This window comes from Streptomyces sp. Ag109_O5-1 (assembly GCF_003814875.1).
Classification (GTDB): domain Bacteria; phylum Actinomycetota; class Actinomycetes; order Streptomycetales; family Streptomycetaceae; genus Streptomyces; species Streptomyces sasae.
In genome coordinates this window covers 7,150,106-7,164,124 of record NZ_RKQF01000001.1, presented here as the reverse complement: position 1 = coordinate 7,164,124, position 14,019 = coordinate 7,150,106, and the positions used below count along the sequence as shown (strand labels likewise).

Annotated in this window: 14 protein-coding genes and 1 tRNA gene; 7 read left to right on the top strand and 8 right to left on the bottom strand. The window is 69.8% G+C overall.

The window, feature by feature from the left end:
* Window positions 1-173 precede the first annotated feature (173 nt).
* Complete coding sequence (locus tag EDD90_RS32535) at window positions 174-1,394, top strand: acetyl-CoA C-acetyltransferase (protein WP_123976460.1); 1,221 nt, start codon at window positions 174-176, stop codon at window positions 1,392-1,394.
* A 294-nt stretch (window positions 1,395-1,688) separates the two neighbouring features.
* The gene (locus EDD90_RS32530; protein WP_123976459.1) at window positions 1,689-2,471 is read left to right on the top strand and encodes a hypothetical protein; all 783 of its coding nucleotides are present in this window, start codon (window positions 1,689-1,691) and stop codon (window positions 2,469-2,471) included.
* Between the two features lie 108 nt (window positions 2,472-2,579).
* On the opposite strand, the gene EDD90_RS32525 is transcribed toward EDD90_RS32530, so the two are convergent.
* The gene (locus EDD90_RS32525; RefSeq protein ID WP_123976458.1) at window positions 2,580-2,891 is read right to left on the bottom strand and encodes a hypothetical protein; all 312 of its coding nucleotides are present in this window, start codon (window positions 2,889-2,891) and stop codon (window positions 2,580-2,582) included.
* A 137-nt stretch (window positions 2,892-3,028) separates the two neighbouring features.
* Between EDD90_RS32525 and EDD90_RS32520 the strand changes: the two genes are divergently transcribed.
* Window positions 3,029-3,259 carry a DUF4287 domain-containing protein gene (locus EDD90_RS32520; protein ID WP_093502087.1) on the top strand — a complete coding sequence of 77 codons (231 nt, stop codon included), beginning with the start codon at window positions 3,029-3,031 and terminating at the stop codon, window positions 3,257-3,259.
* A gap of 82 nt (window positions 3,260-3,341) precedes the next feature.
* Here the strand turns inward: EDD90_RS32520 and EDD90_RS32515 are convergent, their stop codons facing one another.
* From EDD90_RS32515 to EDD90_RS32490, 6 genes are all read right to left on the bottom strand, one after another.
* Complete coding sequence (locus EDD90_RS32515) at window positions 3,342-4,202, bottom strand: Bax inhibitor-1/YccA family protein (protein ID WP_123976457.1); 861 nt, start codon at window positions 4,200-4,202, stop codon at window positions 3,342-3,344.
* Window positions 4,203-4,427: 225 nt separating this feature from the next.
* Entirely contained in the window at window positions 4,428-5,606 is a 1,179-nt protein-coding gene (locus tag EDD90_RS32510) for a 4-hydroxybenzoate 3-monooxygenase (RefSeq protein ID WP_123976456.1), read from the bottom strand.
* A 216-nt stretch (window positions 5,607-5,822) separates the two neighbouring features.
* Window positions 5,823-6,491, bottom strand: a complete 669-nt coding sequence (locus EDD90_RS32505) for a hypothetical protein (RefSeq protein WP_123976455.1) — start codon at window positions 6,489-6,491, stop codon at window positions 5,823-5,825.
* A gap of 93 nt (window positions 6,492-6,584) precedes the next feature.
* Window positions 6,585-8,492, bottom strand: a complete 1,908-nt coding sequence (locus tag EDD90_RS32500) for a hypothetical protein (protein WP_123976454.1) — start codon at window positions 8,490-8,492, stop codon at window positions 6,585-6,587.
* Window positions 8,493-8,583: 91 nt separating this feature from the next.
* Window positions 8,584-8,802 carry a hypothetical protein gene (locus tag EDD90_RS32495; RefSeq protein ID WP_123976453.1) on the bottom strand — a complete coding sequence of 73 codons (219 nt, stop codon included), beginning with the start codon at window positions 8,800-8,802 and terminating at the stop codon, window positions 8,584-8,586.
* Between the two features lie 78 nt (window positions 8,803-8,880).
* Entirely contained in the window at window positions 8,881-9,096 is a 216-nt protein-coding gene (locus EDD90_RS32490) for a hypothetical protein (RefSeq protein WP_185149294.1), read from the bottom strand.
* A gap of 231 nt (window positions 9,097-9,327) precedes the next feature.
* Between EDD90_RS32490 and EDD90_RS32485 the strand changes: the two genes are divergently transcribed.
* Window positions 9,328-9,726: a helix-turn-helix transcriptional regulator gene (locus tag EDD90_RS32485; RefSeq protein WP_123976452.1), complete on the top strand. Its 399-nt coding sequence runs from the start codon at window positions 9,328-9,330 to the stop codon at window positions 9,724-9,726.
* 178 nt (window positions 9,727-9,904) lie between these two features.
* Entirely contained in the window at window positions 9,905-10,132 is a 228-nt protein-coding gene (locus EDD90_RS32480; protein ID WP_260328241.1) for a hypothetical protein, read from the top strand.
* 40 nt (window positions 10,133-10,172) lie between these two features.
* On the opposite strand, the gene EDD90_RS32475 is transcribed toward EDD90_RS32480, so the two are convergent.
* Window positions 10,173-10,255 (bottom strand) — tRNA-Leu (locus tag EDD90_RS32475).
* Between the two features lie 410 nt (window positions 10,256-10,665).
* Here EDD90_RS32475 and EDD90_RS32470 point away from each other — a divergent pair.
* Window positions 10,666-11,439, top strand: a complete 774-nt coding sequence (locus EDD90_RS32470) for an ABC transporter ATP-binding protein (protein ID WP_123976451.1) — start codon at window positions 10,666-10,668, stop codon at window positions 11,437-11,439.
* On the top strand, window positions 11,439-13,967 hold the full coding sequence (locus EDD90_RS32465) for an ABC transporter permease (RefSeq protein WP_123976450.1): 2,529 nt from the start codon (window positions 11,439-11,441) through the stop codon (window positions 13,965-13,967). Before EDD90_RS32470 ends, EDD90_RS32465 begins: the two co-directional genes overlap by 1 nt.
* Window positions 13,968-14,019: the final 52 nt, after the last annotated feature.

The following is a 14,019-nucleotide window of genomic DNA, read 5'->3' as shown; positions in this document are numbered from 1 at the left end:
GAGCCAAGCAAGCGCTTAGAAAGTGCGGCCAGTGTCACACCCCGACACCCGTGACCGATGACATACGTACGGGTAACTTCCCAAGCACCCCTGCCAGTCCGTACGCCCGCCCGTCACCCGACCGCCACCCCTCAACGAGGCGCTACGCGCCGCCCCTTTCTTTTGGAGCCGTGATGCCCGAAGCCGTCATCGTCTCGACCGCCCGCTCCCCGATCGGCCGCGCCGTCAAGGGCTCCCTGAAGGACCTGCGCCCCGACGACCTCACCGCGACGATCATCCAGGCCGCCCTCGCCAAGGTCCCCGAGCTGGACCCGCGGGACATCGACGACCTGATGCTCGGCTGCGGTCTCCCCGGCGGCGAGCAGGGTTACAACCTCGGCCGGATCGTCGCCGTGCAGATGGGCATGGACCACCTGCCCGGCTGCACGATCACCCGTTACTGTTCCTCGTCGCTGCAGACCAGCCGTATGGCGCTGCACGCCATCAAGGCCGGCGAGGGCGACGTCTTCATCTCGGCCGGTGTCGAGATGGTCTCCCGCTACGCCAAGGGCAGCTCCGACGAGCTCCCGGGCACCCACAACCCGCTCTTCGCGGAGGCGGAGGCCCGTACCGCCGCCACCGCCGCGTCGGAGGGTTCCACCTGGCACGACCCGCGCGAGGACGGTCTGATCCCCGACCCGTACATCGCGATGGGCCAGACCGCCGAGAACCTGGCCCGCATCAAGGGCGTCACCCGCCAGGACATGGACGAGTTCGGCGTCCGCTCCCAGAACCTCGCCGAGGAAGCCATCAAGAACGGCTTCTGGGAGCGCGAGATCACCCCGGTGACCCTGCCCGACGGCACGGTCGTCAGCAAGGACGACGGCCCGCGCGCCGGCGTCACCCTGGAGGGCGTCTCCGGCCTGAAGCCGGTGTTCCGCCCCGACGGTCTGGTCACGGCCGGCAACTGCTGCCCGCTGAACGACGGTGCCGCGGCCGTGGTCATCATGTCCGACACCAAGGCCCGCGAGCTCGGCCTCACCCCGCTCGCCCGCATCGTGTCGACCGGCGTCTCCGGCCTCTCCCCCGAGATCATGGGCCTCGGCCCGGTGGAGGCGTCGAAGCAGGCCCTCGGCCGCGCCGGCCTGACCATCGACGACATCGACCTGGTCGAGATCAACGAGGCGTTCGCCGCCCAGGTGATCCCCTCCTACCGCGACCTCGGCATCCCGCTGGAGAAGCTGAACGTGAACGGCGGCGCCATCGCCGTCGGCCACCCCTTCGGCATGACCGGCGCCCGCATCACCGGCACGCTCATCAACTCCCTCCAGTTCCACGACAAGCAGTTCGGTCTGGAGACGATGTGCGTGGGCGGCGGCCAGGGCATGGCGATGGTCATCGAGCGCCTGAGCTGAGGCATCGCAGGACCCCCGAGTGACCCCTGAGTGACCGTCACGGGACCCACCGTGACACCACGGCCCGGTGTTCGAGAAAACCCCGAACACCGGGCCGATTTGTGATCCAATCTCCCCCAGGATGTGACCTATCTCCCTCTGTGGAGATGTCACCCCAGGTCAGCGCGGCTGCAGGGGCAAACCTCAGGACCAAAGTCCTGTCCGTTTCGTGACGTTACGCACTGACAGCTTGATAGTCCACCCTTCAAGCTGATGTAGGAAGTCGGGGGTCGACTTTGAACCGGGAGTACGTCAGTGAGCGCCATGCCGATCGCCTTGCTGCTCACCACGGCCGCCACGGGCGCCGTGGGCGTCGCTGTCCTGCGCACCGTTCTGAAGCTGCGCCGTCAGGTCGCCGAGCTGCACACCCAGCTTGCCCAGAACCAGGCCGCGACGATGCGCGCCCTTCTGCCGGCGGCTCGTAGCCACGCCGCCGCCGAGGAGATACGCGCCGCGGTCGCCGAGGCGCTGGCCGAGGAGCGGGAGCGGGAGCTGGCCGAGGCGCGGGCCTTCTGGGCCGCGCAGGAGGCACGTGACGCCTCCGACACGCCTTCGCTGCTGGGCCTGGCGGACAGTGAGCTGTTCCTGCCCCGGCAGGGCGACTTCGTGGGCCTGGAGCCGGTGGCCGAGGCGGCCACGGAGGCCGACGAGTTCACCGGGGAGTCCCCGGAACTGGCTGCGGCCCGCCGACGCCACCCCTCCCACCCGGACTTCGTGCCGGTGCAGTCGCCGGTGGTGAACGACCATGAGCGCACGGTCGCGACGCTGGAACAGCTGGCCGAGGCGCAGGTCGAACTCTCCGACGTCCGTCCAGGGCCGCTGGGCACGCTGGACGTCTATGTCTTCGCCGACGGCACGACCCTGTGCATGACGCCGGGGCACCGGGAGACGGCGGAGCGGCTGGCTGCCGCCCTGAACGCCGGTGAGACGCCGTATCTGCTGGGCGGGTCGGGGATCTCGGGCGCGTACACGCTGACCTTCGCGTGCGGCGAGGAGAACGTGTACATCCTGGCGGACAGGGTCATAGCGTCGCTCTGATTTCGGGGGCGCTCCGGTGCGTCGTCGGGTGCGGGTGCACTGTGGCTGGTCGCGCAGTTCCCCGCGCCCCCAAGGGGCGCGCGTCGAAGCGCCCCTTGCACCGCCGCCTCACACCCCCGCCCTCTTCTGCGCCTCCTCCACCAGGCGCACCGCGTCGCCGACCTCGGCGTCGCTCTCCAGCACCACCGCCAAGTCGTTCCCGGCCACCGTGATTTGGTCGGCGACCGCGAACATCCCCGCGTCCGGCATCTCGCGCGCCTCACCGCCCGGTTCCTCGACGGTCTGCGCCCAGTTCGCCAACTGCCTGGCCAGCGCCAGCGCCTCCGCGGCGGCCCCCCTCTGCAACCGGCTCTGCGGTGCCGCCCGCAACTTGTCGGCGAAGTGCTCCACTGCACGGGTAAGAGGCGTCGTATCAACCACGCCGCGAGCGTAACGCCTCCCGTCGGCTCTCCCGGCAGGACCCGGCTGTCCTGTCATGACTGTTGCCAACACGCCAACACTCAGGCACGGTGACGTGAAGGACCGGCTACAACCCCCTTTGCGCACCGGAGGCGCCGATGTCCCAAGTCTTCTCCGAGGAGACCCATCGCAACATGCTCGCCCGCATCCCCCACTGCACCGGTCGTGAAGTGTCCGACTGGTTGCGCACCGTCGATGAAGGCCCGGCCCTCTTCCGCTTCGAGGAAAAGGTCAGCTGGCTCCGCCACGAACACAACCTCGCGTACGGCCACGCGAAGGCGTTGATCCACGAGTACGACCTGAGGAGGGCGGCGCGCAAACTTCTCTAGGCGCGCACATTCAGACGACGAAGGGCCCCGGGGCGGTGACCCGGGGCCCTTCTCAGCTCACTTGCGAAAGCGTGCCGTCCAGCTAGTCGTTACTGCTGAAGATCGCCACCAGGCGCAGCATCTCGACGTAGATCCACACCAGCGTCATGGTGAGGCCGAACGCGGCCAGCCAGGCCTCGTTCTTCGGGGCGCCGTACGCGATGCCGTCCTCGATCTGCTTGAAGTCGAGGGTCAGGAAGAACGCGCCGAGCAGGATCGCGATGATGCCGACGATCGCACCGAGCGGGCCGAAGCTGCGCAGACCGCCGTTCTCGGCGACGCCGAACGCGACCAGCAGCAGGTTGACCGCCATGACCACCACGAAGGCGATGGCGATGGCCATGCCGATGCGGGCGTAGCGGGCGGTGACGCGGATCCAGCCGGCCTTGTAGACCAGCAGGGTCGCGCCCGAGACCGCCATGGTGCCGAGCACCGCCTGGAACGGGGCGCCGCTCCACTGGCTGTTGTACATCTCGCTGATGACGCCGAGGAAGACGCCCTCGAAGGCGGCGTACCCCAGGATCAGCGCGGGCGACGGGGTGCGCTTGAAGCTCTGGATCAGTGCCAGGACCATCGCCACGATCGCCGAGCCGAAGGCCAGGCCGTAGCTGGTGGCCGAGATCGGCAGCAGGACCCAGGCGAGGACCGCGCCGACGGCGACGGTGCCGAGCGTCATCGCGGAACGCGTGATGACGTCGTCCATCGTCATGTGGCCGGTGGAGACCGGGGCCTGCGGCGGGGCGCCCTGCTGGAGGTCCTGCTGGGCGTAGGGGTTGTTCGCGTACGGGTTCTGCGCGTACGGGTTGCCCTGTGCGTACCCGGCCTGCGGCGCGGTGTTGAAGCCCGCGTAGCCGTTGTCGCGGCTGAACCCCCGTCGCGAGAAGACCGGGTTGCTGCTCCTCATTTCACTCCTCCATGGCCACCGTGCGTGGCCTTGGCGTCAAGAGTAATGGATTGGCAAAGGATTGACCCTAGTACCTGGGGAGGATCTTTCCCTCACCGTGCTGCGCAACACGCTACGCGGACCCCTGATTCCCGGCCACGGAGGGCTTCATTCCATGACGAAGCCGCTACACGACCGGAATCGGCCAGAGATCCCCCGGATGTCCTCGGATGCCCTCGGATGGCCTCAGACATCCAGGGGGAACCCGGTATAGGCCTCCGCCAGGTCGGTCTCGGCCGCCCGGAAGGAGGCGATCCGGCCGAGCCGGGCCAGCTGGAGCCGGGCATCGAAGGGGGTGTCCTCGGGGCTGGTGTGGAGCAGGGTCGTCATGTCGTACGAGAAGCGCTCCGCCTGCCAGATCCGGCGCAGACAGGTCGTCGAGTAGGTCTCCAGGAGCTCGGGCGAGCCGGTCTCCTTCTCGTGCGCGAGGGCGCGGGCGAGGGTGACGACGTCGCCGACGGCGAGGTTCAGTCCCTTGGCGCCGGTCGGCGGCACGATGTGGGCGGCGTCCCCGGCGAGGAAGAGCCGGCCGTGCCGCATGGGCTCGTGGACGTAGGACCGCATGGGTGTGACCGACTTCTGGGTGATCGGCCCGCGCTCCAGGCGCCAGTCGTCGTCGGTCTCGAAGCGCCGCTCCAGCTCGTCCCAGATCTCCTCGTCGCGCCACGCCTCGGCGTCCGTGCCGGCCGGCACCTGGAGGTAGAGGCGGGAGACGGACGGGGAGCGCATGGAGAGCAGGGCGAAGCCGCGGTCGTGGCGGGCGTAGACCAGTTCGTCGTGGGAGGGGGCGACATCGGCGAGGATGCCCAGCCAGGCGTAGGGGTACGTCCGCTCGAAGACCCTGGAGAGTCCGGCGGGGAACGCCTTGCGGGCCACTCCCCAGAAGCCGTCGCAGCCGACGACGTACTCGCACTCCAGGACGTCCTCCCGGCCCTCGTGCCGGAACCGCACGCGCGGCCGCCCGCTCTCGGCGCCCTCGACCTCCAGCGCCTCCGCCTCGAAGAGCAGCGGGCCGCCCTCCTTGAGCTGGAGGGCGATGAGGTCCTTGCAGACCTCGGTCTGGGCGTAGACCATCACGGACCGGCCGCCGGTCAGGCCGGGGAAGTCCACGCGGTGGCGCTGCTTCGCGAAGCGCAGCTCGATGCCGTCGTGGCGCAGGCCCTCGCGGTCCATGCGCTCCCCGGCGCCGGCCGCCCGCAGCACGTCCACCGTGCCCTGTTCCAGGATCCCGGCGCGCTGGCGGTGTTCGACGTAGCTGCGGTCGCGGCTCTCCAGGACGACCGAGTCGATGCCCGCGTTGTGCAGCAGCCGCGCGAGGAGGAGCCCGGCGGGTCCGGCTCCGATGATGCCGACGGTGGTGCGCATCGGTCGTTCCCTTCCACTGATGTTCGCGTGATCTGGTGTTCGCCTGGTGAAATTTACTTCACCGATTTCCTCCGAGTCTCCGTCCGGTCGTACCCCATGTCAATGGACACACCCGAGGACACACCGATGTCCGCGGCGCGCACGTGACCGGCCGCCCGGCCCGCCGGAGGCGGTCGTGGGCCGGGCGGCCGGATCACGGGACGACGATGCTCGGGGTCAGTGGCCCGGCCAGCCGTCCAGGTGGCGGTGCAGGGTGACGTCGGTCTTCGGGTCGCCCTTGGGGGCGTTCGCGACCGCGTCGTGGAGGACGGCGGTGACCTCGCCGGCCAGCCCGTCGACCTTCGAGCGCAGCTCGGCGGCGGGCAGGGTGGAGCGGGTCAGCGCATCGAGCCGGCGGTGGATGTCGTCGAGCTTGCCGCGGGTCGCGCTGTCGAAGCTCAGCGCGGTCGGCGTCGAGACCACGAACTGGTAGGCGCCGGCCAGGGTCTGGCAGCCCGTGCACTCCTTGTTCGCGGCGTCGCTGAGGTTCACCGCGTTCAGGTGCGTGTGCTCCCCGCCGATCGTGACGATCTGGAAGGACAGCGCCACCGACCGGCAGTGGTCGTCGGCCGAGCAGCCGGCCCCGACCGCGTTGGCCTGGTTGCGCGCGGTGGCGGCGTTGACCGTGCCGAACTGACGGATCGTGAACGAGTCCCTGGTCTGGGTGTGGTGGCCCCGGTCCGCGTGGCTGAAGACGTGGTCGGAGGCGAACGCGGCGTGCGGCGCGACGGTGGCCGCCTGTGCCGGTACCGCGGCCGCCCCGGCGACCCCGGCGGCGAACAGGCCGAGCCCGAGGGCCCGTCGGGTGAGCGGGCTCGGAGTGCGTGGTTTTCGGTGGATGCTCATGAAGTGCTCCTGTGCTGTGCTGCTGCGATGGATGGTTCGGTGACCATGAGCCGCCGCGGTACGGCTGGTACGGCGGCGGCCCGGTGCCGCTCGTCAGGACGTGGCCGGTGCCGGGCTGACCGGCGATTCGCTGACCGGCGGCGAGGACGGGCCGGAGGGCGTCGGGGACACCGGCACGCTCTCCGACGGTGTGGGCGTCGGGGTCACCGGGACACTCGCCGACGACGAGGCCGTCGGGCCGGTGACCGTTCCCCCGCCAGAGGGCGCCGGTGACGTGGCCTCCCGGCCGGGGCGGCCCGACACGGAGGCGGACGGCGACGCGGAGGCGGACGCCCCGCGCGACGTCGACTCGGCCGAGGGTCCGGCGCTCGCCCCGGGCGAGGCGGCCGGCACACCGGACACCGTGTCCGACGGGGCGCCTGAGCCCGTCGGTCCCTCCGGGGTCGAGGCCTGCCGTGTCGGCGGCTCCTCGGTCGGCACCCCCGGCTGGAGGATCGGTGCGATCGGCGGCTGCTTGGGCAGCGGCTTCGGGGTCACCCCGGACACCCAGGCGTAGCTGAGCCCGGTGAGCGCGGCCAGGGCGAGCGCGCAGACCGCGAGCCGGAGCGCGGGCCTGCCGTCCGTCGACCGCTTGGCGGCCCGGAAGATCCGCCCGCCGATCTTCACGGACAGATAGACCACACCGGCCATCGGGCACAGCAGCATCACGGAGCCGATGGTCCCGACCAGACCCTCGACGATCTTCCCGTCCATGAACGCCGAACCGGTGCCCATGAGCTGCTCGGTCAGCGAGCGGGTCATCGTGGTGAGGATCCGGGGCAGGTTCCACATGGCGTAGCCGAGCTCGCCGATGATCAGCGGGACCATCGTCAGCGTCCAGGTGGCGACGATCGCGCGGGCCGACTTCTTCAGCCCGGCGACCTCCTGCCGGGCCTTGTCACCCTTCGCCCCCGGCACCAGGCTCAGCAGGATCGGTTTGATCTTGCCGTACAGGTCCGGGACCCCGGCCAGGTCGCCGAGGATGTAGTAGCCGTCCAGCCGTACGGCCGGCATCAGCTGTTCCAGGATCTCGAAGTGCCCGAGGTAGACCGTGGCCAGGAAGAACTGCGCGCCGGTGGCGAAGTAGGCGCCCGCCATGGCCAGCATGAAGACGACGTTGAAGTAGACACCGCCCAGGTCGGTGCGGAGCCGGCCGCCCCGCCCGATCCGGTAGACGTCGGTGACGTCGGTGTACATCGAGGGCCAGATGAGGAAGAGCCCGCACCCGATGCAGCCGGGCCGGGCTCCTCCGTATCTGCACGCGGAGGCGTGACCGAACTCGTGGAAGACGAGGGAGGCCACGGTGAGCACGAAGACGACGAGGATCAGGACCGGCTGGTCGAGTACCTGCAGGACGGGCTCGATCGCCCCGAAGAACCCGAACAGCCAGACGTCCATGGCTATGGCCGAGCCCAGCACCAGCGCGACCACGGCCGGCCGGTGCAGCCATGCCAGCGAACGCGCGATCTTCATCGTGCGCCGCTCGTTGAAGATGACCCGGTGGCCCTTGAGGGCGAGCAGCAGGTCGGAGCGCGGGGCGTCGACCTCGTCGTCCTCCTGGCCCTCCGGGACCGTCACCCCCAGCGGTTCCAGCTTCTTCTCGACGAGGAAGCGGATGTTCTCCCCGCTGACCTCGCGGCCGAAGCGGGCGCTGACCCGGTGCGCGATGGCCTCGGCATCGCGGACGCCGTCGACCGACGACGCCACCAGGTACAGCAGCCTGGACAGCTGTACGACCTGCCCGTCCCCCCGACGGGCGATGTACTTGGGCTCGGTGAAACCCGACCCCTGGTACTCGCCGTGCAGCCGCAGTCCCGCGCTGAGCCTCGGGACCGGCGACGGCGCCTCCACCACCGGCAGGTTGCCCGTCGCCACCTGCTCGTAGGTCACCGGCCAGCCGCCGGGTCCGGGCACCGGGCCCGTGTCGTACAGCGCGGCGGTCCCGTCTCCGAGCACCGTCATATGTGGTCTCCCCCCGGATCCCCCATGAAGTTCCCCCCCCCGATGCCCAAGAGCGCCACCGCCGGGGCGACGGCGGTGGCGCTCGCGGGGACTACTGGGTGACGCTGATCGTCTGCGCGGCAGCCGACTCGGCGGACGACCAGGCCGAGTGGTCGTTCAGCGCGGCGGACTGGTTGGACGCCTCGATGTTCGCGATGTGCTTGGTGACGTTGACCGTCTTGCCGAAGCTGAACTTCAGCTTGCCCAGGGCCTCACGGCCCGGCAGCAGCTCGGCGGACTCGTTCTCCAGCTCGTTCATGTCCATGCTCATGACGGATGTCCTTTCGTTGCGTGTGCGGTGAGATTGAGGTCGGTCGCGAGGGTCCCGGCGCCGTGCGCCGGGACGGTGTTACTGGGTGACGCTGATGGTCTGGGCGGCGCCGGAGTCGGCCACCGACCACGAGGAGTGGTCGTTCAGCGCGGCGGACTCGTTGTGGGCGCTGATGTTCGCGACGTGCTTGGTGACGTTGACCGTCTTGCCGAAGCCGAACTTCAGCTTGCCCAGGGCCTCACGACCCGGCAGCAGCTCCGCGGACTCGGCCTCGAGCTCATGGGCGTCCATCATGATCTTTTCCCCCTCAGGGATAGACATTTCCGATCGGAACGAGTCAGGTTCCCCCCGGACTCTGTCCAATCTGGTCGGACGTGCTGTCCAACGAGATTGGACACTACGGGCTCGGAGACCCCTCGCGCAACCCCTTCGGAAAATCACCCTCTCGGCCGATCGCCGACCCGACCGTAGAATCGGCCGCGACATGGCGGACTCCGCCGGCGGCGAGCAGGAAGTGACGGGTCAGTGGCCAACGCACTGCAGCAGTTGATCCGCGAGCACCTCGACCGCAAGGGCTGGTCCTACGGTGACGTGGCGCGCCGCGGCTCCGTCCCCCGCTCCACCGTCCACCACCTCGCCACCACCGAGCGCCTGGTCCGCATGCCCCAGACGACGACCCTGGAAGGCCTGGCCAAGGGACTGGAGCTCCCGCTGGAGGCGGTGCGCCGCGCGGCGGCCGAGGCCTGCGGGATCCACGTGTACGACACCTCGCCGGACGCGGAACCGGACGGCGCGGCCGCCGACCCCGAGGTCGCGCTGCTCATCGCGAGCGTCCAGAAGCTGTCGTCCGACGACCGCCGGCATGTCGCCGCACTGGTCGAGTCCCTGCTGGACCGCGCCCCTCGGGCCCCCCGGGAGAAGTGACCGTCACCGGTCCACTCCCGGACGTTCTTCCGCCAAGTCGGAAAAAGAATCCGACTCCGCACGAAAGCGGGAAGATCCAGGGCTAGTCTCTCGTCCTGCCCGGGAACGCGAGAGCCGCTCGACCACGGGCTCTCAGGGGGAAGATGTGTTGTTCGTGCACGGCGGACCCGCAACGGCAGTGGTCCGAGGCCCTGACGGCGAGTCCGTCGTCCTGCTGTCCGGGGAACTGCCCGAGGTGCTCACCGACGCCTCGGTCACCGAACTCCTGGACCTGGCCGCCGCGATCCTGGACGCCGAGGAACTGATCCTCTTCGAGGAGTGCCTGGACGCCCTGCGCCGCAACGGAATGCGCGCGGGCCGGCGCGTCGAGGTCGACGGCGCCGTCCTGACGGTCTACGAGGGGTGAGCCGACGCGCCTCCGAGGAGGCGCGAGAAGGCGCGGGAAGTGCCCGGAACCGGACTTGAACCGGTACGCCCGCGAGGGGCAGCGAGGTTTAAGCTCGCCGTGTCTGCATTCCACCATCCGGGCAGGCCATGGGCTCCGCTACGAGTTTCCGAGCCTATCGGGAGGCGTCCCCCGAACAGCGGACGGCCGACCCGATGTTGTCTTATTTTATTGACGTCTGAGGGAGCATCAGCCCCCGGAACGAGCCATCCGCACTTGCCAATAGCGTTACGCGCGGTGGGTGCGCGCGTACGCGGAATGACGGAATTTCACCGTCCGAACAAGGGGGCTCCACCTGTTCTCGACGATTCGGAGCAAGCGCTTCCCAGCGGAGTCTCAGGGTCCGCCGTCATCCCCAGGTATGACCTCGGCACCCTCCGGTCCCCCCTTGGTCGGCCTCCGGAACGGGAACTGCGGCTGACTACACGGGCCCGTGCGCCGGAGACGATGGTCCGGCCGTACGAACAACGCCGTCCCGACAGGAGCGCCCTTCCGTGTCCACCACACCCATCGCCGACCGGCGGACCACCTCCGTGGCCGCTCGCGCCACGGACCTCTCGAAGATCTACGGCCAGGGCGAGACCCAGGTGGTCGCCCTGGACCGGGTCACCGTCGAGTTCCGGCAGGCCGAGTTCACCGCGATCATGGGGCCGTCCGGCTCCGGCAAGTCCACGCTGATGCACTGCGTGGCCGGCCTCGACACCTTCTCCTCGGGTTCCGTGCGGATCGGCGAGACCGAGCTGGGCTCCCTGAAGGACCGCCAGCTGACCAAGCTCCGCCGGGACAAGATCGGGTTCATCTTCCAGGCGTTCAACCTGCTGCCGACGCTGACCGCACTGGAGAACATCACCCTCCCGATGGACATCGCGGGGCGGAAACCGGACAAGCAGTGGCTGGACAGCGTGATCCAGATGGTCGGCCTCAAGGACCGGCTCAGCCACCGTCCCTCACAGCTCTCCGGCGGCCAGCAGCAGCGCGTCGCCGTCGCCCGCGCGCTCGCCTCCCGGCCGGAGATCATCTTCGGCGACGAGCCGACCGGAAACCTGGACTCCCGCTCCGGCGCCGAGGTGCTGGGCTTCCTGCGCAACTCCGTGCGTGAGCTGGGCCAGACCGTCGTCATGGTCACCCACGACCCGGTGGCCGCTTCGTACGCGGACCGCGTGGTCTTCCTCGCGGACGGCCGGATCGTCGACGAGATGTACCGGCCGACGGCCGAGACGGTCCTCGACTTCATGAAGCAGTTCGACGCGAAGGGCCGCACCAGCTGATGTTCCGCACCGCCCTGCGCAACGTACTCGCGCACAAGGCCCGGCTGCTGATGACCGTGCTCGCCGTGATGCTCGGCGTCGCGTTCGTCTCCGGCACCCTGGTCTTCACCAACACCATCTCGGACGCCTACCAGAACAGCTCCGCCAAGGGCTTCCAGGGCGTCGACGTCGCCGTACAGGCCAAGTACCAGGACTCCAAGGGCGACCAGGTCGGCAAGACACCCGACCTCACCCAGACCCTGCTCGACAAGGCCGCGAAGGTCCCCGGGGCCGCCTCCGCCACCGGGGTCGTCTCCGGCTTCACCGCGATCGCCGACAAGCACGGCAAGCTGATCGGCGGCGGCTGGCAGTCCGCGGGCGGCAACTACTGGGGCACCAAGGACGCCCGCTACCCGCTCGTCAGCGGCCACGCGCCCAGCGGCGCGGGCCAGGTGCTGATCGACTCCAAGACCGCCGAGCGGGCCGGCTACAAGGTCGGCGACACCGTGCGCATCTCGGTGAACGGCCCGGTCCTCACCCCCACGATCGCCGGCATCTTCACCACCGACGACGGCAACGTCACGGCCGGCGGCAGCCTCGCCCTGTTCGACACGGCGACCGCGCAGCAGCTGTTCGGCAAGAAGGGCGCGTACGACGAGATCGACGTGACCGCGAAGTCCGGCACCGGTCAGGCCGCCCTCAAGTCCGAGCTGGACCAGGCGCTTCCGCAGAAGCTCGTCGAGACCACCACCGGCAAGAAGCTCGCCGACGACCAGGCCAAGCAGATCGCCGACGGTATGAGCGGCCTGCGTCAGGGCCTGCTGGTCTTCGCCGGCATCGCCCTGTTCGTCGGCACGTTCATCATCGCCAACACCTTCACCATGCTGGTCGCCCAGCGCACCAAGGAGCTGGCGCTGCTGCGGGCGGTGGGCGCCTCCCGCCGCCAGGTCACCCGCTCGGTGCTGATCGAGGCGTTCGTGGTCGGCGCGGTGGCCGGGGTGACCGGCCTGGCCGCCGGTATCGGCATCGGCGCCGGACTGCGCGCGCTGATGGGCTCGTTCGGCGCGTCCGTCCCGGACGGCCCGCTGGTCGTCACCCCCGGCACGGTCGCCGCCGCGCTCGCCGTCGGCGTGGTCATCACCATGCTGGCCGCCTGGCTGCCCGGCCGCCGGGCCGCGAAGATCCCGCCGGTCGCCGCGATGAGCGCGCTGCACTCGGCCCCGACCACGAAGTCGCTGGTGCTGCGCAACACGATCGGCGCCCTGTTCTCGGCGGCGGGCGTGGCGGTGATCCTGGCGGCGACGACGATGAGCGGCAGCGACGGCCAGGCCCCGATGGGGCTGGGCGCGGTCCTCCTCATCATCGGCGTCTTCGTCCTCACCCCGCTGCTCTCCCGCCCGCTGATCGCGGCCGCGGCCCCGCTGCTGCGCGGGTTCGGTGTCTCCGGGAAGCTCGCACGCCAGAACTCGGTGCGCAACCCGCGCCGTACCGCCGCCACCGCCTCGGCGCTGATGATCGGGCTGACCCTGATCACGGGCATGACGGTGATGGCGGGCAGCCTGCAGAAGTCCATCGACAAGATGGCGAGCGCGGCGATCCGCGCGGACTACGTCGTCTCGATGGCCAACCGCAACCCGCTCTCCCCCGACGTCGCCGAGAAGGTCGCGGCCACCGACGGCGTGACCGCCTCCAGCCCGCTGCGCAACGCGGCCTCCCGGATCGGCGGCGAGACCGAGTTCCTCACCGGCGTCGACGGCTCGGCGATCGGCAAACTGACCGACCTCACGGTGGACAGCGGTTCGTTCAAGGTCGGCGGCTCGGACGTCGTCGTGGACGACGACACCGCCAAGTCGCACGGCTGGAAGGCCGGTTCGGTCTTCACCGTCCACTACGAGGACGGCAAGGCGCAGCGGCTGACGGTCGCCGGGGTCTACGAGGGCAACCAGATGATCCGCGGGATCATGCTGGACAACGCCACCCTCACCCCGCACGTGACCGACCCCGCCGACATGCAGGTCATGGTCAAGACGGCGGACGGCGCGACCGCCGCCGCCAAGGACAAGCTGGAGAGGGCGCTCGGCTCCAACCCGGCGATCCAGGTCCAGGACAAGCAGGACCTGTCCGACTCCATCGCGCAGGTGTTCACGCTGATCCTGAACATGGTCTACGGCCTGCTCGCGATGGCGGTGATCGTCGCGGTCCTCGGGGTCATCAACACCCTGGCCATGTCGGTCTTCGAACGCTCCCAGGAGATCGGCATGCTCCGCGCGATCGGCCTGGACCGCAAGGCGGTCAAGCGGATGGTCCGCCTGGAGTCCCTCGTCATCTCGCTCTTCGGCGGGGTGCTGGGCATCGGCCTGGGCGTGTTCTTCGGCTGGGCGGCCGGCCGGCTGGTCGGCGCGAAGATGCCGACGTACGAACTGGTCCTGCCCTGGACCCGGATGGCGGTCTTCCTCCTCCTGGCCGGCACGGTCGGCGTCCTGGCGGCCCTGTGGCCGGCCCGGCGGGCGGCGAAGCTGAACATGCTGTCGGCGATCAAGTCCGAGTAGCGGTACGCGATCGCGCCGCAGGCACGACGAAGGGGCCCCACGTTCGCCGTGG